The organism is Pseudomonas nunensis (genome assembly GCF_024296925.1).
GTDB lineage: Bacteria > Pseudomonadota > Gammaproteobacteria > Pseudomonadales > Pseudomonadaceae > Aquipseudomonas > Aquipseudomonas nunensis.
The window spans coordinates 4,166,168-4,185,219 of the sequence record NZ_CP101125.1; the positions used below are offsets into that span (position 1 = coordinate 4,166,168).

The following is a 19,052-nucleotide window of genomic DNA, read 5'->3' on the forward strand; positions in this document are numbered from 1 at the left end:
ATGCGCTCTATTAACCTCCACCTGAAAATCCTGATCGCCATTCTGGTGGTGCTGGGCATTTCAGTTACGGCCTACCAGATCTTCGTGCTCGGGATTCCCGTCACCGAAGACGCCACGGACGACTTGTGGAACATCGACGCCAAGGTCGAGTTCGTCGCCAGTGCCAAGGACCCGGTCAAGATCCAGATGTTCGTGCCGCCCCTGAGCCGCGACTATGTGAGCCTGAACGAAAGCTTCATCTCCAATAACTACGGCGTGGCCGTGAACCGGGTCGATGGCAACCGCAAAGTCACCTGGTCGGCGCGTCGGGCCAAAGGTAACCAGACGCTTTATTACCGCTTGGTGCTGACCAAGCGCTACAGCGGCGAAAAATCCAAGATCAAAGGCCCGACGTTCCGCGACAGCATCGCCGTCGAAGGCGCGGAAAAAGTCGCTGCCGAAGCCCTGCTCGCGCCGATCCGCCAACACTCGGCCGACGTCGAAACCTTCGTCGGCGAAGCGATCAAGCGTGTCAACAATCTCAACGACGACAACGTGAAGCTGCTGCTCGGCGGCGATCCGTCCACCGCGAACAAGGCCCGGATCGTCGAGCTGGTCCTGTCCATCGCCCACGTGCCGGTGGAGAAGGTCCACACCATCCGTCTGGTGGCCGACCAACCGCAAACCCCTGAACTGTGGCTGCGCAGCTTCAATGGCACCGACTGGCTGTACTTCAACCCGGAAACCGGCGAACAGGGCATGCCGACCGACCGCCTGCTGTGGTGGACCGGCGACGAAAACCTGATCACCGTCGATGGCGGCAAGAAAGCCAACGTCACCTTCAGTCTGAACAACAGCGAAATGAACGCCATTCGCCTGGCCAAGCTGACCGACGAAAACACCGACGCCAACTTCCTCGAATACTCGCTGTACGGCCTGCCGCTGCAAACCCAGCAGACCTTCATGATCATGGTGATGATCCCGATTGGCGTGCTGGTGATCCTGATCCTGCGCAACCTGATCGGCCTGCAGACCCTCGGCACCTTTACTCCGGTGCTGATCGCCCTGGCCTTCCGCGAGACGCAACTGGGCTTCGGGATTGTGCTGTTTACCATCATCACCGCGTTGGGGCTGTCGCTGCGTTCCTACCTTGAACACTTGAAGCTGCAAATGCTGCCAAGGCTTTCGGTGGTGCTGACCTTTGTCGTGGTGCTGATCGCGGCAATCAGCTTGTTCAGCCACAAACTCGGCCTGGAGCGCGGGTTGTCGGTGGCGCTGTTCCCGATGGTGATTCTGACCATGACCATCGAACGCCTGTCGATCACCTGGGAAGAACGCGGTGCCGGGCACGCCTTGAAAGTGGCGATTGGTACGCTGTTCGCCGCGTCGCTGGCGCACCTGATCATGAGCGTGCCGGAACTGGTCTACTTCGTGTTCACCTTCCCGGCGATCCTGTTGATCCTGGTGGGTTTCATGCTGGCCATGGGTCGCTATCGCGGCTACCGCCTGACCGAGCTGGTCCGCTTCAAAGCGTTCCTCAAGGCTGACTCGTAATGTTCGGTTTCTGGAAGACCTGGAAGGCCCTGGAAGCCCGGGGCATCATGGGGATCAATCGGCGCAACGCGGACTACGTGCTCAAGTACAACAAGCGCAGCCTGTACCCGATTGTCGATGACAAGATCATCACCAAGGAACGCGCGATTGCCGCCGGCATTAACGTGCCGGAGTTGTACGGGATCATTTCCACCGAGAAGGAAATCGACAACCTCGACAAGATCATTGGCGGGCGCAGCGACTTCGTGATCAAACCAGCCCAGGGCGCGGGCGGTGACGGCATTATTGTGGTGGCCGACCGTTTCGAGGGCCGTTATCGCACGGTGTCCGGCAAGATCATCAGCCATGAGGAAATCGAGCACCATGCCTCCAGTATCCTCACGGGCCTGTATTCCCTGGGTGGCCACCGGGATCGCGCGCTGATCGAATACCGCGTGACGCCGGACCAGATCTTCAAGAGCATCAGCTACGAAGGCGTGCCGGATATCCGCATCATCGTGTTAATGGGTTATCCGGTCATGGCCATGTTGCGCCTGCCGACCCGCCAGTCCGGCGGCAAGGCCAACCTGCACCAAGGCGCGATTGGCGTCGGTGTGGACCTGGCCACCGGCCTGACCCTGCGCGGCACCTGGCTGAACAACATCATCACCAAACACCCGGACACCACCAACGCGGTGGATGGCGTGCAACTGCCCTACTGGGACGGTTTCATGAAACTCGCCGCAGGCTGCTATGAGTTGTGCGGCCTGGGTTATATCGGCGTGGACATGGTGCTCGACCAGGAGAAAGGTCCGCTGATTCTTGAACTGAACGCCCGGCCTGGGTTGAACATCCAGATTGCCAATGATTGTGGGCTGACGTTGCGTACCCATGCGGTCGAGGCGCGGCTGGAAGAGTTGAAGGCTCGCGGAGTGATCGAGACCGTGCAGGAGCGGGTGGAGTTTGTTCAGGAGATGTTTGGGCATATTCCGCCGGTTGAGGGTTGATCCGGGATTGAGGCGCGGCCTTCGCGGGCAAGCCTCGCTCCTACAGGTGTCCGCGCTCCTTTGTAGGAGCGAGGCTTGCCCGCGAAGACCGACTGACAGCCAACAAAGCACTCAACCTGCCAATCCCCGACATCCCCTCTAGGAGCAATTCCTGCAGAGGACTACAATCGCCACCCCGCCTCGATGGCTGATCCGCAACGCTCATGTTGACTTGTTCCGTACACCCGCTCCCCTATCGCACCAACCCCGCCGACTACTTCGCGGCGATTCGTCATGCCCCCGGCGCCGTGCTGCTCGACAGTGGCCGCCCAAGTGCCGATCGCGGGCGCTTTGACTTGCTCAGCGCATGGCCGCTGGAGCAGTTGGCCGTGCTCGCGGAGGAAAGCGGTGCCGATTTCCTGCAACGCCTTCGGGACAATCTGACACAACTGGGCGAAGCGTCCGTCCCGGATGAGTTGCCCTTCGCCGGCGGCCTGATCGGTTACCTGAGTTACGACTTCGGCCGTCATCTGGAAAACCTGCCGAGCCAGGCCCGGGACGACCTGCATCTGCCGGATGCGCGTTTCGGTTTGTATGGCTGGGCGTTGATCAGCGATCACCAGCGGATGACCAGTCAGTTAGTGTTCCACCCGACGCTGGCCGATGACGAGCGGCAACGCCTGATCACGCTGTTCGCTCAGCCTGAGGTTGATGCAGTCGAGCCGTTCAAACTGAACAGCCCAATGCATGCCGACCTCAGCGCCGGCCAATATCGCCAGGCCCTTGAGCGGATCCAGCAGTACATTCAGGCCGGTGACTGCTATCAGGTCAATTTCGCCCAGCGCTTTCGCGCGCCATGCGAGGGCGATCCATGGGCCGCCTATTGTGCGCTGCGTGCGGCTTGCCCGACGCCGTTTTCCGGGTTCCAGAGCCTGCCCGATGGTGGCGCAGTGCTGAGTTTGTCACCGGAACGCTTCGTCAAAGTCAGTGAGCGCCAAGTCGAAACCCGTCCAATCAAAGGCACCCGCCCTCGCGGCCTGACCCCGGCCGAAGACGCCGCGAATGCCGCCGAACTGCTGGCCAGCCCCAAGGACCGCGCGGAAAACCTGATGATCGTCGACCTGCTGCGCAACGACCTCGGTCGCACCTGCCGCATCGGTTCGGTGCGGGTGCCGGAGTTGTTCAGCCTGGAAAGTTATCCGAACGTGCATCACCTGGTGAGCAGCGTCACCGGTGAATTGGCGGATGACAAAGATGCCTTGGACCTGATCGCCGGCAGTTTCCCGGGCGGCTCGATTACCGGTGCGCCGAAAATCCGCGCGATGCAGATCATTGATGAACTGGAACCGACCCGTCGTGGTTTGTACTGCGGCTCGTTGGTGTACCTGGACGTGCGCGGCGAGATGGACAGCTCCATCGCAATTCGCAGTCTGCTGGTCAAGGATGGGCAGGTGTGTTGCTGGGGTGGTGGCGGGATTGTTGCGGATTCGGAATGGCAGGCCGAGTATCAGGAATCGATTACCAAGGTGAAGGTGTTGCTGGATACGCTGCAAGGCCTTTAAGAGCTTCGCGGGCAAGCCTCGCTCCTACACGGATTGTGTCGAGTCGTGATCGACACAGAACCTGTAGGAGCGAGGCTTGCCCGCGAAGGCGCCTTCGAAAACGCCTACAAACTCAAAGCGCGATTCGAAGCCTTGATAAATTCCTGCTTCAAATCCTCAAAGCTGTGCACCGCCGGGAACTGCGGGAATTCGCGAATCACGTTGTCCGGCGCATGGAACAGAATCCCGGCATCCGCCTCGCCCAGCATCGTCGTGTCGTTGTAGGAATCCCCCGCCGCAATCACCCGGTAATAAAGGCTCTTGAAGGCCAAAACCGACTGACGCTTGGGATCTTTCTGACGCAACTGATAGCTGGTCACCCGTCCGGCATCGTCGGTAATCAGGCGATGGCACAGCAAGGTCGGGAAGCCGAGTTGACGCATCAGCGGCTGGGAAAACTCATAGAACGTGTCCGACAGGATCACCACCTGGAAGCGTTCACGCAGCCAGTTGACGAACTCGATGGCGCCGTCCAGCGGTTGCAGCGTGGCGATTACTTCCTGAATGTCCGAGAGCTTCAGGCCATGCTCATCAAGGATCCGCAGGCGCTGCTTCATCAGCACGTCGTAGTCGGGAATGTCCCGGGTGGTGGCCCTGAGGGATTCGATTCCGGTTTTTTCGGCGAAGGCGATCCAGATTTCCGGGACCAGCACACCTTCAAGATCCAGACAGGCAATTTCCACAAGACACTCCCATTTGTATTGATTATTGAGTCGAGCGAGTAAAAGGACTGCCGAACTCTAGCGACTCGGGCCAGCCTGCGCAACGCAGAGGGCGCGCCAGCAGCCGTGGGATTTTGTTACCATCGGCCCCATATAGAGCGCCCAGCGCCACCGACCTGTAGGAAGCCGCCCTGATGAGCCCATCGTTCGATGTCGTGGAACTCGCCACGACCTATGCCAACAAATCCGCCCAGGACATCCTGAAACTCGCGTTCGCCGAGTTTGGCGATGACCTGTGGATATCTTTCAGCGGCGCCGAGGACGTGGTGCTGGTGGACATGGCCTGGAAGCTGAACAAGAACGTCAAGGTGTTCAGCCTCGACACTGGCCGCTTGCACCCCGAGACCTACCGTTTCATCGATCAGGTGCGCGAGCACTACAAGATCGACATTGAGCTGGTGTCGCCGGACTACACGAAACTTGAACCGTTCGTGAAGGAAAAAGGCCTGTTCAGTTTCTACAAGGACGGCCATGGCGAATGCTGCGGTATCCGCAAGATCGAGCCGCTGCGGCGCAAACTGTCCGACGTCCCCGCATGGGCCACCGGCCAGCGCCGCGACCAGAGCCCGGGCACCCGCAGCGCCGTTGCCGTGCTGGAAATCGACACCGCGTTCTCCACCCCGGAGCGCACGCTGTACAAGTTCAACCCGCTGGCGCAGATGACCAGCGAAGAGGTCTGGGGTTACATCCGCATGCTGGAGCTGCCTTACAACAGCCTGCACGAACGTGGCTTCATCAGCATCGGCTGCGAGCCGTGCACCCGTCCGGTGTTACCGAACCAGCATGAGCGTGAAGGCCGCTGGTGGTGGGAAGAAGCGACGCAGAAAGAATGCGGGTTGCATGCGGGCAACATCATTAGCAAATCCAAGGCATAACCCCAGTCTTGCGAAGATCCAAATGTGGGAGCGGGCTTGCTCGCGAAAGCGGTGAGTCAGTCGAAATTGAAGTCGACTGACACGACGCCTTCGCGAGCAAGCCCGCTCCCACAGGTTCGATTCTCGGCTTAATAAATGTGTACACACGAATGTCACCATAAGTGCCATTTATGTGTGCACTTTTTGTTTCTTCGCCCCAAAAAGTTACATACCCCTTTCCTGACTTCCTCAGTCGACGTTTCCCACATACCCCACTGATAAATAAATACCTGTTCAATCGGTCAATATATAGCGTTTTATTTTCAGTTAGTTAGCGCCTACCAATAACAAAACGAAATTAATGCCGAATTACATAGATCCAGAGATGGCATAGATCTGGCTTAAGTGCATATATGTTTTGTATACAATCCTATTCAAAACATACACACACTTTCGATCCGCAAGCCTGAAGCGCCCTATCCCGTACAGGCTGCAGATGCCCCGTAACCAGTGATTCTCGCCACCCCGCGACGAAGATTTGTCGAGCCAATGCTCATGCACAGTCATCGCGGCGTTCGAGGATCAGGAGCCTGCCGGAATGCGTACTAGCCTATCCAATAACAACATCGCGCTGGATCTGCCCTCCTCTCAACCTGCCCTCAATGTTCACGATCAGCCCCTTCAAACGCCGGTGGTACTCAGCTCGCGTCTGCACAACAAAGACCTGGCGCCGACCAAGGCTGAAGGCCGGCGTTGGGGGCGCTATAGCATCTTCGCCCTGTGGACCAACGACGTTCACAACATCGCCAACTACTCGTTCGCCATCGGCCTGTATGCCCTGGGTCTGGGCGGCTGGCAGATTTTGTTGTCGCTGGGAATCGGCGCGGCGCTGGTGTATTTCTTCATGAACCTCTCCGGCTACATGGGCCAGAAAACCGGGGTGCCGTTCCCGGTGATCAGCCGGATCAGTTTCGGCATCCACGGGGCGCAAATTCCTGCACTGATCCGCGCCGTTATCGCCATCGCCTGGTTCGGAATTCAGACGTACCTTGCCTCGGTGGTCTTTCGCGTATTGCTGACGGCGGTGCACCCCGGCTTCGCCGATTACGACCACGACTCGATCCTCGGCCTGTCGACTCTGGGCTGGATCTGTTTCGTGGCGATCTGGTTCGTGCAGTTGGCGATCCTGGCATATGGCATGGAAATGGTGCGGCGCTACGAGGCATTTGCCGGGCCGGTGATCCTGCTGACCGTCGCGTCCCTCGCCGGATGGATGTACTTCCAGGCCGATGCGACCATCGCATGGTCGATCCGCGAACCGCTGACCGGTGGTGAGATGTGGCGCAATATCTTCGCCGGTGGTGCGTTGTGGCTGTCGATCTACGGCACGCTGATTCTCAACTTCTGCGACTTCGCCCGTTCCTCGCCGTGCCGCAAAACCATCAAGGTCGGAAATTTCTGGGGCCTGCCGGTAAATATTCTGGTGTTCGCCAGCATCACCGTCCTGCTTTGCGGTGCGCAATTTCAGATCAATGGCCGGATCATTGAAAGCCCGACAGAAATCATCGCCTCAATTCCCAACACCTTCTTCCTGGTGCTCGGTTGCCTGGCCTTCCTGATCGTCACCGTGGCGGTGAACATCATGGCCAACTTCGTCGCCCCGGCCTTCGTGCTCAGCAACCTGGCGCCGAAATACCTGACCTTCCGCCGCGCCGGATTGATCAGCGCGACCATCGCCGTGCTGATCCTGCCGTGGAACCTCTACAACAGCCCATTAGTGATCGTGTATTTCCTGTCCGGCCTCGGCGCCCTGCTCGGCCCGTTGTATGGAGTGATCATGGTCGACTACTGGCTTGTACGAAAAGGTCAGATCAACGTGCCGCAGTTGTACAGCGAAGACCCCAACGGCGCTTATTACTACAGCCGTGGCGTCAATCTCCGCGCCGTGGCGGCGTTCATTCCTGCAGCCTTGATCGCCATCGTCCTGGCGCTGATGCCGGGTTTCCATCTCGTATCGCCGTTCTCCTGGCTGATTGGCGCCGGGATTGCAGGGATGCTCTACCTGATCATCGCCAAACGGCAGCCGCATTACGACGATGTCAGCGGTGAAAGCATCGCGGTCGATAACGTCAGCCATTAATCCCCTGGCGGCCCGGCAACGTCGGGCCGCAGAACCACCCCGCTATAAGGATTTCCCATGCGAATTCTCGTGGTCAACGTCAACACCACCGAATCCATCACCCAGGCCATCGCCCGCCAGGCCCAGTCCGTGGCTGCGCCCGGCACTGAAATCGTCGGCCTGACGCCGTATTTTGGTGCCGATTCCATCGAAGGCAATTTCGAAAGTTACCTGGCGGCCATCGCGGTGATGGACCGGGTCATGTCCTACGACCAACCCTTCGACGCGGTGATCCAGGCTGGTTATGGCGAACACGGTCGCGAAGGTTTGCAGGAATTGCTCAACGTGCCCGTGGTGGATATCACCGATGCTGGCGCCAGCACCGCGATGTTCCTCGGCCACGCCTACTCGGTCGTCACCACTCTGGACCGCACCGTGCCGCTGATCGAGGATCGCCTGAAGTTGTCGGGGTTGTGGGATCGTTGTGCGTCAGTGCGCGCCAGTGGTTTAGCGGTGCTGGAGCTGGAATCCGATCCGCAGCGCGCGCTGGAGGCGATTGTTCGCCAGGCGGAATTGGCCGTGCTGGAAGATAAAGCCGAGGTGATTTGCCTGGGTTGCGGCGGCATGGCCGGGCTCGATGAGCAGATCCGCCAACGCACCGGCGTGCCGGTGGTGGATGGCGTGACGGCGGCGGTGACCATTGCTGAATCGCTGGTGCGGTTGGGGTTGTCGACGTCGAAGGTGCGGACTTATGCGACACCGCGGCCGAAGACGATTATTGGGTGGCCGGGGCGGTTTGGCCGGTAGACCGCGTCATCGTTCTTCGCGGGCAAGCCTCGCTCCTACAGGGATTTGCGCAGGTCCTGTAGGAGCGAGGCTTGCCCGCGAAGGCCTCAACACGGTCAAGAACCGAATTCAAATCGCACTGAACCGCTCCCCCAACCCCCGCTCCGCAAACTGCTCAATAATGAAATCCACAAACGCCCGGGTCTTGCCCGGCAACAATTTGTGCTCCGCGTAATAGATCGAAATATTGCCATCGTCGACGTACCAGTCCGGCAAAACCCGTTGCAACGTCCCGGCCTCCAGATAACCCACGGCAAACGGCATGCTCACCAGCGCAATCCCCAAACCCTGAGCCGCCGTGGCACATGCCGCCTCCGAATCACTCATGGTCATCCGCGCCTTGAGCATCAACGGGCTGTGTTGCTGAGCGCGACTGGTCAGTTGCCAGGAGCGCACGCGACCGGTTTGCGGTGAACGGATCAGAATCCCGTCGCACGATTTGAGGTCGTCAGGTTCGACGATCGCCTCTCGCCCTGCCAGATACTCGGCAGATGCCACCAGCACCCGATGCGCCGGTGTCAACTTGCGCGCCACCACGCCCTGAGGCAGTTCGAATCCGCCGCCAATCGCCGCATCAAAACCCTGTGCAATCAGATCGACCTGGCGATTATCGAAATGCCAGTCCGGGTTGATCGCCGGAAAGCGTTTTAGAAACTCCCCCAGTAACGGCACGATATATAACCGCCCGAACACCGTGCCCATGCTGACTTTCAGCGTGCCTGCCGGGCGCCCTTCGGCACTCGCGAGGTTGGCCACGGCGTTTTGAATGGTGTGCAGGCTGGCGCTGACTTCGCTCAAAAATAACTGACCGGCTTCGGTCAACGTCAGGCTACGGGTGCTGCGTTGAAACAACCGCACACCCAGTCTCGCTTCCAGTTTGGCGACGCTCTTGCCCACGGCCGCCGGGGTCAGGCTCAGGCGCCGGGCGGCTTCGGCGAAGCTGCCAACCTCGGCGCTGCGCACGAAGCATTCGATACTGCTGAAGGTTTCCATGATCGCCACTATAAACTTTTGGTTTACACAGACTATCGCAATTACCCTCTACACAGCAGGTAATCCCGAATCGATACTAGGCTCCATCAACCGAGACATCTCGCCTCGGGACTTTGGAGATCGATATGACTACTCAGAACCTCAGCGGCAAAGTGGCTTTGATTCAAGGCGGGTCCCGCGGTATCGGCGCAGCCATTGTTAAACGTCTGGCTGCTGAAGGCGCCGCGGTTGCCTTCACCTACGTCAGCTCCACCGCCAAGGCTGAAGAATTGCAGAACAGCATCACCGGCAACGGCGGCAAGGCACTCGCCATCAAGGCTGACAGCGCCGACGCCGATGCCATTCGCAACGCCGTGACCGCCACCGTAGAAGCCTTCGGTCGCCTGGACATCCTGGTCAACAACGCCGGCGTGCTGGCCGTCGCGCCACTGGAAGATTTCAAACTCGAAGACTTCGACCAGACCCTGGCCATCAACGTGCGCAGCGTGTTCATTGCCACCCAGGCCGCGGCCAAACACATGACTGAAGGTGGTCGTATCATCAACATCGGCAGCACCAACGCCGACCGCATGCCCTTCGCCGGTGGCGGCCCGTACGCCATGAGCAAAGCGGCGCTGGTCGGCCTGACCAAAGGCCTGTCCCGCGACCTCGGTCCGCGCGGCATCACCATCAACAACGTGCAACCGGGCCCGGTCGACACTGACATGAACCCGGCCAGCGGTGACTTCGCCGAGAGCCTGATCCCGTTGATGGCGGTAGGTCGTTATGGCAAAGCAGAAGAGATCGCCAGCTTCGTTGCTTACCTGGTCGGCCCGGAAGCGGGTTACATCACCGGTGCGAGCCTGACGATCGATGGTGGTTTCGGCGCCTGATACAGGTCTGCCAACGCCAATCAATGTGGGAGCGAGCCTGCTCGCGAAGACGGTTTAACATTCAACGACAATGTTGATTGTTAGTCCGCTTTCGCGAGCAGGCTCGCTCCCACATTTTCTGCATCACGCCCATTCAAGCGCTGGCAAACCACATTCACTCGGCGTGAACGCCTTCAACGTACGAAGAATCCCATCCGCGTGTGCGTACTTTTCGTCCGCCATGGCCGCATCCGGGATCGCAATCGCAGTCATCCCCGCCGCTTTCGCCGCCGTGACGCCAAACGGCGAATCCTCGAATACCAGGCAATCCTCAGGTGCGACACCCAGGCGCCGCGCAGCCGTCAGGAAGATATCCGGTGCCGGTTTGGCTGCACCCACTTCCGGATCATCCGCAGTAACAACGAAGTCAAACAGCGCAAACCAGTCACGGTGCAACGTGGTTTTCTGGCCGAACGATTGACGGGAGGAACTGGTGCCCACCGCAATCGGAATATTGTTGGCCTTCAAGTGCCGAACCAGCTCCTCTGCACCCGGCATCGCCAGGGCCTTGGGGAAACGCTCGCGCATCAGCGGCTCACGGATCACCAGGAACTCCTCGGCGGTGATCGGCAAATCCAGCGCCTCGACCACATAACGCGCAAGGTCACCCGCGCCACGGCCGATGATGTTCTGTTTGATGCTCCAGTCGAAGGTCCGGCCATAACGTTCGACAATCATCGACGTGACCTCGGTGTAAATGCCCTCGGTGTCCAACAGCAAGCCATCCATGTCGAAAATCACGGCCTTGATCGGGCCGAACGCTTTCAGTGGTGCATTCATCGCATCTGATCCGTTCTTAAAGACATCCCAGGCGGCTCAGGTACGGCCAGTACTCGGATCGATTAAAGGGTTCAGCAGCATAACGAGCGCGGCTGGCTGAGGGCAACGTGCAATGACCGACGGGTGAAAAAACCTGTATTCCTGTGCCGCCGATGATTTAGCGATTATCCCTACAGCAATCACCTCCTTTCCCGACTTCTTTCCTCGCGCATCCCCCGCAAAGTCTCGCGCTCCTTATTCAAGCGCGCGAGTGACTGCGAATGTTCGACCCCGATGAACTCCTGGCCCTGAACAACACCATCGGCCTGATGGTGGTCGCCGCCATGAACCCGGAGCAACCCGATGTCGAAGCGGTACTCGGTGAGTTTCGCCTCTGCCTGAATGACTACGAGCGCTGGGCGGAAAACTTCTGGACCGGCTGGACACTGGATGTCGAGCAGGTGTTCAAGGTCGGCAACGATGTTCGTCTTCGCGCTCCGCTGAATACCACCACGCCAGTCAGCTCCGTGGTAACCCAATGCCCCGCCGAAGGCCCGTTGACCCTGGTGCATATGTTCGAGGCGGCGCGTTTCGTGCCGATCGGCAACACACCGGTGACACTCGAACCAGTGATCGCAGATCACAACGGTGAGCTGACATTCGGTAAACCTGTCCACAAGACCATCGGCCCGAGCGGCATTCTCGAAGTTTCCGATTGCAGTCGGGGCCAGCGTTATCGCATCACCTTCTTTCCCGATGTTTCAGCCGAGCACATCAAGGTGCTCTACGCCTCTTATCAAGGCCTGATCGGCGAACTCGAAGGCTGGCTGCGCGCGGAATGGACCAACGAGTTCGAGCCGCTGTGGACAGAGTTCGGCAGCGCCGGGTTTCGTGAGCGCTACGGCCTGCTGCAAGAAGCGGACTGGCTGGGTGTCAGAAATTCGTTGCAGGGTGTTTGGGATGACGTGAAACAGGTCTACGACCTGCTCGCGGACCTGCAAGCCAATAGCGAAAAGTTGCTGGAGTACCTGACCCAGGCCGAGCTGGACGCGCTGCTCGCGGCCTCCGCTGACGCCATCGCCAATGGCTTGTTGCTGCTGAGTGATGAGCCGCTGCTATTTATTCACCTCGCCGCGTTTACCAGTTGGCTGAGGATGCTGCCTCCACAATTCGTCGCCGAGGTGGTGGCGGAAATTCGTACAGAACTGCTGATCGCTTTCCTACTGATGGCGGTGACCCGCGGACAAGGCGTGAAGATCGCTTTAAGTGCCAAGGTGCTGGGTAAAGTCAAATCACCACGGGCACGGCAATGGCTGGCGGCCGCCACATTACGCCTGAGCGAGTTGACCGCCGAATCCAGGCTGACGACCCACGCAGATGCGTTCAAACCGCTGGCGGTCAATGCGCGCCAAGCACCCGTGAGGCCAACGCCGACAGTGCCGTTGGAGATTCGTAACGGCGAGTCACCGGTTCTGGTGGTGAGAAACCCGGCGGCCATCGCTCGGGACAAAACCGACGCACAAACGCGATTGGTCCCACACGAACCTCAGTACGACGCGCCGGACCAGGCGACAAATCCTAACGGCGACAGCGCCGATTGCGCGCCATTGACCTGCACCAATGGCTGCCCGGTGTCGATGGTCACTGGCGAAGAACTGCTGACCCTGACCGACGGTTCACTGGACGGAATCCTGCCGTTCGAGTTCACCCGGCTCTATCGCACCAGTGCGGTCGAACTCGACTGTGGCCTGGGCTGGGGCTGGACTCATTCCCTCGCCCACCGTCTGGAGCGGGACGGTCAGCGGGTCATCTGGATCGACCATGAAAACCGCCGTACGACGTTTCCGCTGCCGAGTGCCGAGCGCCCGACGATTCATAACAGCCTGTCGCGGGCGGCGATTTATTCAGGGGATGAACCGCAGGAATTGATTGTCGCGCTGGCGGGCGAGACGCCGAGGTTTTACCACTTCCGCAACGGGAAGTTGACGGCGATCAGCGATTCCTATGGCAACCGGCTACACATCACCCGCGATCGCGAGGATCGCATTCAACGCCTCGACAACGGGGCCGGGCGTTCGCTGCTGTTGTGTTACGAGCGCCGACACCTCATCGCTATCCAGTATCAGACTTTTCATCCTGCCGACTCCCTGAGTGACGCCTGGCGTACAGAACAGACGCTGGTTTCCTACCGCTACAACGCCCGTCATCACCTGATCGAAGCGACCAATGCCGCGGGAGAAAGCGAACGGTACGACTACGACGACCAGCACGTGATCCTTCAACGGCAACTGACGGGTGGGGCGAGTTTTTTCTGGGAGTGGGAAAAATCCGGCAAGGCTGCGCGATGCGTCCGCCACCGGGCGAGTTTTTCGCAGATGGACACCGCTTACATCTGGGATGACCAGGGTGGCGTTGTGGTTAAGAACGTCGACGGCAGTGAAGAAACTTACGTCCATGACGATAAGGCGCGCTTGGTACGCCGGGTTGAACCGAATGGCGGTGAGCATCGCAAGGCCTATGACAACAAGGGCCGATTGATTGCCGAGCAGGATCCGCTCGGGGCGGTGACGGAATACCGCTATGACGAAGTCGGACGTCTCGTGGCACAAATTCCGCCAGAAGGCGAGCCGACTTCCTACGAGTATCGCAACGGTTTCCTGCATGCCCGGCGTCGCGGCAAAGCGGTGTGGATGTATCGGCGTGATGCTCGGGGGGATGTCACCGAAGCTGTCGACCCGGATGGACAGGTCACCCATTACCACTACGGCGCGCAGGGGCAGTTGCTGTCGATCCGCTATCCCGACACCAGTCGGCACATGTTCGTCAGGAACGGTCTGGGACAATTGGTCGAAGAGACGTTGCCGGACGGCGGGCAACGGCGGTTTTCCTACGATGCACTGGGGCGACGGATTACCCGCCAGGACGAACACGGTGCCGTCACCCATTACCAATGGGATGCCGTCGGCCGACTGGTGCAGACGACTTTACCTACAGGCGCCACCCGCGCTTTCAGCTACAACGCCTACGGCCAGATCACCGCCGAGCAGGACGAACTGGGCCGCGTCACTCGCTACGAATATGCCGACGACCTGCATCTGGTCAGCCGCCGCATCAACCCTGACGGCACTCAGCTGAAGTATCGCTACGACAATTCGCAGCTGCTTCTGACGGAAATCGAAAACGAATCCGGCGAAAAATATCAGCTGGACTACACGCCCAATGGATTGATTCGACAGGAAACCGGATTCGACGGGCAACGCACGGCGTACGCCTACGACCTCAATGGGCAACTGCTGGAGAAAACCGAGTTCGGCGATGACGGTTCGACGCTCATCACCGGTTACCAGCGGGACTCGGCCGGGCGCTTGCTGGTCAAGACCCTGCCCGACGGCATCAAGGTCGAATACCGCTATGACAGCCTCGGGCGGCTGGTCAGCGTTGATGATGGTCACGACCATCCATTGGAATTTGCCTACGACCTGCAAGACCGTCTCATCACCGAACACCAAGGCTGGGGCACCTTGCGTTATGGCTACGACGCCTGCGGCCAGCTCAATCACATTCGCCTGCCGGACAACAGCAAACTCGATTACCACCATGCCAAGGGCGGCGCGCTGACGGCCATCGACCTTAATGGCGCACGACTGACGTCCCACACCTTCGCCACGGGTCGCGAACAACACCGCCAGCAAGGCTTGTTGCTCAGCGATTATCAATACGACGACCAAGGTCGCCTGAAAGCCCACTCCGTCAGCCAACAGCGACGACCGCTGTACCGCCGCGATTATGCCTACAGCGCCAACGGCAATCTCGACCACATCGCCGACACCCGCCATGGTCAACGCAGCTACCAATACGATCCGCTCGACCGTCTGATCCGCGTCCGTCATTCCCGTGATCACGTGCCGGAAAGCTTCGCCCACGACCCGGCGGGCAATTTGCTGATGCAGGATCGTCCCGGTTTGGCGAGCGTTAAGGGCAATCGCCTGTTGATGCAGGGTGACCGGCATTACGACTACGACGCCTTCGGCAATCTCATCCGCGAACGGCGCGGCACTGCGCAAAAACTCGTCACCGAGTATCGCTACGACTGCCAGCACCGGTTAATTAGCGTCACCTTGCCGAATGGAAGTTGTGCGAATTATCGCTACGACGCCTTCGGCCGCCGCATCGCCAAAACCGTCGATGCCAAGACCACCGAGTTCTTCTGGCAAGGCGACAAGGTTGTCGCCGAAAGCAGCCCCGAGCATTACCGCAGCTACATCTACGAACCCGGCACCTTCCGCCCGCTGGCGATGCTCGACGGCAAAGGCCCGCTACAGGCCTGCCCGTTCTACTACCAACTCGACCACCTCGGCACACCGCAGGAACTGACCGACTACAGCGGCGAAATTGTCTGGGCCGCGCAATACACCGCCTACGGCCGACTGACCCGCCTAAACCGCGATACCCATCAAGTGCTGGACCAGCCTTTGCGGTTTCAGGGGCAGTACTTCGACGCGGAGACGGGGCTGCACTACAACCGGCATCGGTATTACAACCCGGATGTTGGACGGTACCTGACGCCGGATCCTGCGAAATTGGCGGGTGGGTTGAACGGGTACCAGTACACGCCGAATCCAACGGGGTGGGTTGATCCGTTGGGGTTGAATACTTGTCCTGGAGGGGATGGGTGCAAGCGGCCGGAGATCGGGGAAGAGGATCCGGCTGGGAAGGTTGGGGTTGATGAGGGGGAGCCGCAGTTACCTGATGTGGTTCATGGCGTTGACCCAAATAGTCTAAGGCGGGCACATGCTATTGAAGGTAAAAGCTCAACAAAGCGAGTTGAAGGTCTCGCTACTCAGATGCAGAAAAACGGGTATGACGAAGATTGGCCTATTGATGTAGTTGAGCATAATGGCGAACGATATATAGTTGATGGCCACCATAGAGCATCGGCAGCAAGACGTACTCACACACCAGTTACAATCCAGTTAATCACGGACATTGCCAACCATAAAAATAGTGTTTTCACAACTATAGAAGAAGTCAAAGCATCCGCGGAATCTGTTGGACATGACAGATTGAACAGGCCAAGAAGATGAAAAATGAAGAACTGGAATATTTGATCGATGACTTCTTAGCCCAAGTCGAAAAGGCTACAGCCCTGCTGGAGGAGAAATTCGGAAAAAGGTGCATTTTAAGGCTATGGGGAACGAAGCAAATCGCCCAGCGAGGGAGTGTGAACGACGAAGTTACCTATGAACTACATGGAGTAGGTTGTCGCGTTTATTTGCCGGATGCCTGTGTCGACTTCGATTATGGACCAGATGAAAGAATCGATGGGTTTGACTCATGGAGGCTATACATATATGCAAATGAAGTCCCGAAAAAACATCCAAAATACACAGAGTTGGACCATGTAAAACGAGATCTGGATGAATATATAGCAGCAGGAAAAGTCGAGAGGATAAAAAACTCCATGTCACGACTATATTTCAAGAACAAGACTCTTTGGTAACGAACAATCCATTTTTATGCGGCTAAGGCCCGACAAATGTACGGGCCTCAATACTCAAAAAGCCAGTTTAAATAACTGCAAGGATCTCAACTCGGCTCCCCCGACCCATCCTCCCCGGCAATATCCGGATCATCGGGACTCGCCTCCACATCCCCACGCGTAACATCACTCTCCGGAACCTGCTCCACACCTGCGTCATCCTCATCATCAGGCGGACGCTGATCACGGCTCAGTGAATCAGTGGGTGAAGGCAGCGGATATTCAGGGGTTTCGTCGCCGTCAGCGACTTTCGGATCAGCGTTCATAAGCACCTCTCGAAGGACCTGAAGGGCAGGCCCTGATATTTCGAGGATAGGGCTATGCAGGCGTTCGATCCGAGGGACGATCGGTCAGTCTTCGTCCGAGTCTTCCTCTTCATACTCGGTGTTGCCCACATCCCCTGCATCGTCAGAGTCGTTAAGCGGTACGGTTGCATCGTCCATTAAGGAACCTGGATCTTCATTACCAGGATCGTTCAAATACGGCACGCCGCTGGAGTCCTCTTGCTTATCTTTGTCTTCGGTTTCAAGGGTCATGGCGCGCCTCACAGTTTCAGCGAGTTGATGAAGTTCGGGGCGTCTTACAACCAAGCATTGCAGAGCCCCTACTCACAGAAGTCCTGTCGCTAGACAGTCAAACTAGCGATGTTTGTTTCTGTGTTTGTTCTTGTGCTTGTGGCCGCCACCGGAATGGGAGCTGCCGCTGTCGCTACCCAGGTTGTTACCGACTGCACCACCCGCCGCACCACCCAGGCCTGCGCCAATGGTCGAACCGGTAGAGCCGCCCAGACTATGGCCGACCACCGAGCCGCCCGCCGCCCCGATACCGCCGCCGACGGCCGCTTCTGTGCGGCTGCCTTTGCGCGCGCCGACCGCGCTGCCTGCGGCGCCGCCCACACCCGCGCCGATCGCTGCGCCGGTGCTGCCGCCCATTTGCTGGCCGACCACATTACCCAGCGCACCGCCAAGACCACCGCCAACTGCTGCGGTACCATCGCCGGCCGCCATGGCGCCCTGAGCGACCAAAAGACCTAGAACCAACGTGGACAATGTCAAACGCATGATATGAACCTCAATTCCGTATTGGAGGAGCGCAAGTGTCTCAACCTGCTCCCACAGTACTCTGCTAGTCGAGAGGGTTGTAAGAGTTTGGAGACCCGTTGAATAAAAACGTTCAGAAACGAAAAAGCCCGGCATTACGCCGGGCTTCTTGAGCTGACCTTCAGGATCAGTGGCGCTTGTGGCCTTTCGACAGGTTGGTACCTACCGCGCCGCCAGCAGCACCGCCCAGGCCGGCGCCGATGGTTGCACCGGTCTTGCCGCCCAGGCTGTGGCCGATCACCGAACCGCCCGCCGCGCCGACACCGCCGCCGATAGCCGCTTTGGTGCGACTGCCCTTCGGAGCGGCAATCGCACTGCCTGCCGCGCCCGCTACGCCAGCACCAATCGCTGCGCCGGTGCTGCCGCCCATGTTCTGGCCGACGACATTACCCAGCGCGCCACCCAGACCACCACCGAGCGCGGCAGTGCCTTGACCGGCAGCCATCGCACCTTGAGTAACCAAAAGGCCCAGAACCAGAGCAGGCAGTGTTAAACGCATGACGAAAACCTCAAAAAAGGGGGAAACGAAAAGGCGGAGATTGAATGCTTTAGTGACGGCAAAGTCCAGACACAAACCGGCTCAACATCGCTATAGGCGACGGTTGGACAGCGTTTATGGAAAAGGTTTTATGACAGGCAAAAAAAAGCCCGCTGGGGAGACGGGCTGGAGTACTGCTTTCTAACGGATGAGCTGAGACTACGTAGGTCGTTGTGAAAAGTTTGTGAAAGAAAACCAGCAAATGTCTGCAGAAAACTCTCGAGTACCCCGCACACCAAAAATGAAAAACCCCGCTCAATGGCGGGGTCGTTTTTGCTGACGATTATTTCCTGGAAGGTGCTGCAACCTTGGGCAGAAATTTTGACTTCGGCCCTCGAGGCGCCATCGATTTGATCTTGCCAGTCTTGACCTGATCCTCGCCAAAGCCAGCCACATATTCAGTCTGGCCGCACTGCACGCAATTGTTGATTGGAAACTCAGCCCCGTCGTCTTCGATATACGGATCAGCCATCTCTTCGCCCCTTTCAAAAATGGGTCGATACCGGCAAGCCTGTTCTGCCTGAAAAATATCGACCACCAAGGCTTTTGAGACTAGCCGGTCATTACTGGAC

17 protein-coding genes are annotated in these 19,052 nt (G+C 58.6%); 9 read left to right on the top strand and 8 right to left on the bottom strand.

The genetic code is table 11. The annotated features are described in order from the left end of the window. From rloB to pabB, 3 genes are all read left to right on the top strand, one after another. Positions 1-1,533 carry an osmotic stress tolerance membrane protein RloB gene (gene rloB, locus NK667_RS18055; RefSeq protein ID WP_054053977.1) on the top strand — a complete coding sequence of 511 codons (1,533 nt, stop codon included), beginning with the start codon at positions 1-3 and terminating at the stop codon, positions 1,531-1,533. Continuing rightward, positions 1,533-2,519 carry an alpha-L-glutamate ligase-like protein gene (locus tag NK667_RS18060; RefSeq protein ID WP_054615655.1) on the top strand — a complete coding sequence of 329 codons (987 nt, stop codon included), beginning with the start codon at positions 1,533-1,535 and terminating at the stop codon, positions 2,517-2,519. Before rloB ends, NK667_RS18060 begins: the two co-directional genes overlap by 1 nt. A 203-nt stretch (positions 2,520-2,722) precedes the next feature. Continuing rightward, positions 2,723-4,060 carry an aminodeoxychorismate synthase component I gene (gene pabB / locus NK667_RS18065; protein WP_054615656.1) on the top strand — a complete coding sequence of 446 codons (1,338 nt, stop codon included), beginning with the start codon at positions 2,723-2,725 and terminating at the stop codon, positions 4,058-4,060. 104 nt (positions 4,061-4,164) lie between these two features. Here pabB and thrH read toward each other — a convergent pair whose 3' ends face one another. Then, complete coding sequence (gene thrH / locus NK667_RS18070; protein ID WP_054615657.1) at positions 4,165-4,782, bottom strand: bifunctional phosphoserine phosphatase/homoserine phosphotransferase ThrH; 618 nt, start codon at positions 4,780-4,782, stop codon at positions 4,165-4,167. Between the two features lie 173 nt (positions 4,783-4,955). Here thrH and NK667_RS18075 point away from each other — a divergent pair, with 173 nt between their 5' ends. From NK667_RS18075 to NK667_RS18085, 3 genes are all read left to right on the top strand, one after another. After that, the gene (locus NK667_RS18075; RefSeq protein WP_054615658.1) at positions 4,956-5,696 is read left to right on the top strand and encodes a phosphoadenylyl-sulfate reductase; all 741 of its coding nucleotides are present in this window, start codon (positions 4,956-4,958) and stop codon (positions 5,694-5,696) included. 577 nt (positions 5,697-6,273) lie between these two features. Next, entirely contained in the window at positions 6,274-7,815 is a 1,542-nt protein-coding gene (locus tag NK667_RS18080; RefSeq protein ID WP_054615659.1) for an NCS1 family nucleobase:cation symporter-1, read from the top strand. A gap of 57 nt (positions 7,816-7,872) precedes the next feature. Beyond that, on the top strand, positions 7,873-8,601 hold the full coding sequence (locus tag NK667_RS18085) for an aspartate/glutamate racemase family protein (RefSeq protein ID WP_054053967.1): 729 nt from the start codon (positions 7,873-7,875) through the stop codon (positions 8,599-8,601). 108 nt (positions 8,602-8,709) lie between these two features. Here NK667_RS18085 and NK667_RS18090 read toward each other — a convergent pair whose 3' ends face one another. Then, entirely contained in the window at positions 8,710-9,633 is a 924-nt protein-coding gene (locus tag NK667_RS18090; protein ID WP_054615660.1) for a LysR family transcriptional regulator, read from the bottom strand. A 125-nt stretch (positions 9,634-9,758) separates the two neighbouring features. Here NK667_RS18090 and NK667_RS18095 point away from each other — a divergent pair, with 125 nt between their 5' ends. Then, positions 9,759-10,505, top strand: coding sequence for a 3-oxoacyl-ACP reductase family protein (locus NK667_RS18095; RefSeq protein WP_054053963.1), 747 nt, complete (start codon positions 9,759-9,761; stop codon positions 10,503-10,505). Between the two features lie 123 nt (positions 10,506-10,628). Here the strand turns inward: NK667_RS18095 and NK667_RS18100 are convergent, their stop codons facing one another. After that, the gene (locus NK667_RS18100; RefSeq protein WP_054053961.1) at positions 10,629-11,324 is read right to left on the bottom strand and encodes an HAD-IA family hydrolase; all 696 of its coding nucleotides are present in this window, start codon (positions 11,322-11,324) and stop codon (positions 10,629-10,631) included. Between the two features lie 260 nt (positions 11,325-11,584). Here NK667_RS18100 and NK667_RS18105 point away from each other — a divergent pair, with 260 nt between their 5' ends. Both NK667_RS18105 and NK667_RS18110 read left to right on the top strand, forming a co-directional pair. Next, complete coding sequence (locus NK667_RS18105; RefSeq protein WP_083471351.1) at positions 11,585-16,387, top strand: RHS repeat-associated core domain-containing protein; 4,803 nt, start codon at positions 11,585-11,587, stop codon at positions 16,385-16,387. Next, complete coding sequence (locus NK667_RS18110) at positions 16,384-16,803, top strand: DUF6896 domain-containing protein (protein ID WP_054615661.1); 420 nt, start codon at positions 16,384-16,386, stop codon at positions 16,801-16,803. The genes NK667_RS18105 and NK667_RS18110 overlap by 4 nt, the downstream gene beginning before the upstream one ends. 86 nt (positions 16,804-16,889) lie before the next feature. Here the strand turns inward: NK667_RS18110 and NK667_RS18115 are convergent, their stop codons facing one another. From NK667_RS18115 to NK667_RS18135, 5 genes are all read right to left on the bottom strand, one after another. Beyond that, positions 16,890-17,108: a hypothetical protein gene (locus NK667_RS18115; protein WP_054053959.1), complete on the bottom strand. Its 219-nt coding sequence runs from the start codon at positions 17,106-17,108 to the stop codon at positions 16,890-16,892. An 84-nt stretch (positions 17,109-17,192) separates the two neighbouring features. Continuing rightward, the gene (locus NK667_RS18120) at positions 17,193-17,378 is read right to left on the bottom strand and encodes a hypothetical protein (protein ID WP_054053957.1); all 186 of its coding nucleotides are present in this window, start codon (positions 17,376-17,378) and stop codon (positions 17,193-17,195) included. A gap of 102 nt (positions 17,379-17,480) precedes the next feature. Continuing rightward, complete coding sequence (locus NK667_RS18125; RefSeq protein WP_054053956.1) at positions 17,481-17,903, bottom strand: hypothetical protein; 423 nt, start codon at positions 17,901-17,903, stop codon at positions 17,481-17,483. A gap of 166 nt (positions 17,904-18,069) precedes the next feature. Then, a complete protein-coding gene (locus tag NK667_RS18130; RefSeq protein ID WP_054053953.1) occupies positions 18,070-18,441 on the bottom strand; it encodes a hypothetical protein in 372 nt (123 codons plus the stop codon). A 322-nt stretch (positions 18,442-18,763) separates the two neighbouring features. After that, on the bottom strand, positions 18,764-18,952 hold the full coding sequence (locus NK667_RS18135) for a hypothetical protein (RefSeq protein WP_054053951.1): 189 nt from the start codon (positions 18,950-18,952) through the stop codon (positions 18,764-18,766). Positions 18,953-19,052: the final 100 nt, after the last annotated feature.

Excerpts from the sequence above, each read along its gene's own strand:
- rloB (WP_054053977.1), top strand. The coding sequence starts at position 1 with ATGCGCTCTATTAACCTCCACCTGAAAATCCTGATCGCCATTCTGGTG.
- NK667_RS18060 (WP_054615655.1), top strand. The coding sequence starts at position 1,533 with ATGTTCGGTTTCTGGAAGACCTGGAAGGCCCTGGAAGCCCGGGGCATC.
- pabB (WP_054615656.1), top strand. The coding sequence starts at position 2,723 with ATGTTGACTTGTTCCGTACACCCGCTCCCCTATCGCACCAACCCCGCC.
- NK667_RS18075 (WP_054615658.1), top strand. The coding sequence starts at position 4,956 with ATGAGCCCATCGTTCGATGTCGTGGAACTCGCCACGACCTATGCCAAC.
- NK667_RS18080 (WP_054615659.1), top strand. The coding sequence starts at position 6,274 with ATGCGTACTAGCCTATCCAATAACAACATCGCGCTGGATCTGCCCTCC.
- NK667_RS18085 (WP_054053967.1), top strand. The coding sequence starts at position 7,873 with ATGCGAATTCTCGTGGTCAACGTCAACACCACCGAATCCATCACCCAG.
- NK667_RS18090 (WP_054615660.1), bottom strand. The coding sequence starts at position 9,633 with ATGGAAACCTTCAGCAGTATCGAATGCTTCGTGCGCAGCGCCGAGGTT.
- NK667_RS18095 (WP_054053963.1), top strand. The coding sequence starts at position 9,759 with ATGACTACTCAGAACCTCAGCGGCAAAGTGGCTTTGATTCAAGGCGGG.
- NK667_RS18100 (WP_054053961.1), bottom strand. The coding sequence starts at position 11,324 with ATGAATGCACCACTGAAAGCGTTCGGCCCGATCAAGGCCGTGATTTTC.
- NK667_RS18105 (WP_083471351.1), top strand. The coding sequence starts at position 11,585 with ATGTTCGACCCCGATGAACTCCTGGCCCTGAACAACACCATCGGCCTG.
- NK667_RS18110 (WP_054615661.1), top strand. The coding sequence starts at position 16,384 with ATGAAAAATGAAGAACTGGAATATTTGATCGATGACTTCTTAGCCCAA.
- NK667_RS18115 (WP_054053959.1), bottom strand. The coding sequence starts at position 17,108 with ATGAACGCTGATCCGAAAGTCGCTGACGGCGACGAAACCCCTGAATAT.
- NK667_RS18120 (WP_054053957.1), bottom strand. The coding sequence starts at position 17,378 with ATGACCCTTGAAACCGAAGACAAAGATAAGCAAGAGGACTCCAGCGGC.
- NK667_RS18125 (WP_054053956.1), bottom strand. The coding sequence starts at position 17,903 with ATGCGTTTGACATTGTCCACGTTGGTTCTAGGTCTTTTGGTCGCTCAG.
- NK667_RS18130 (WP_054053953.1), bottom strand. The coding sequence starts at position 18,441 with ATGCGTTTAACACTGCCTGCTCTGGTTCTGGGCCTTTTGGTTACTCAA.
- NK667_RS18135 (WP_054053951.1), bottom strand. The coding sequence starts at position 18,952 with ATGGCTGATCCGTATATCGAAGACGACGGGGCTGAGTTTCCAATCAAC.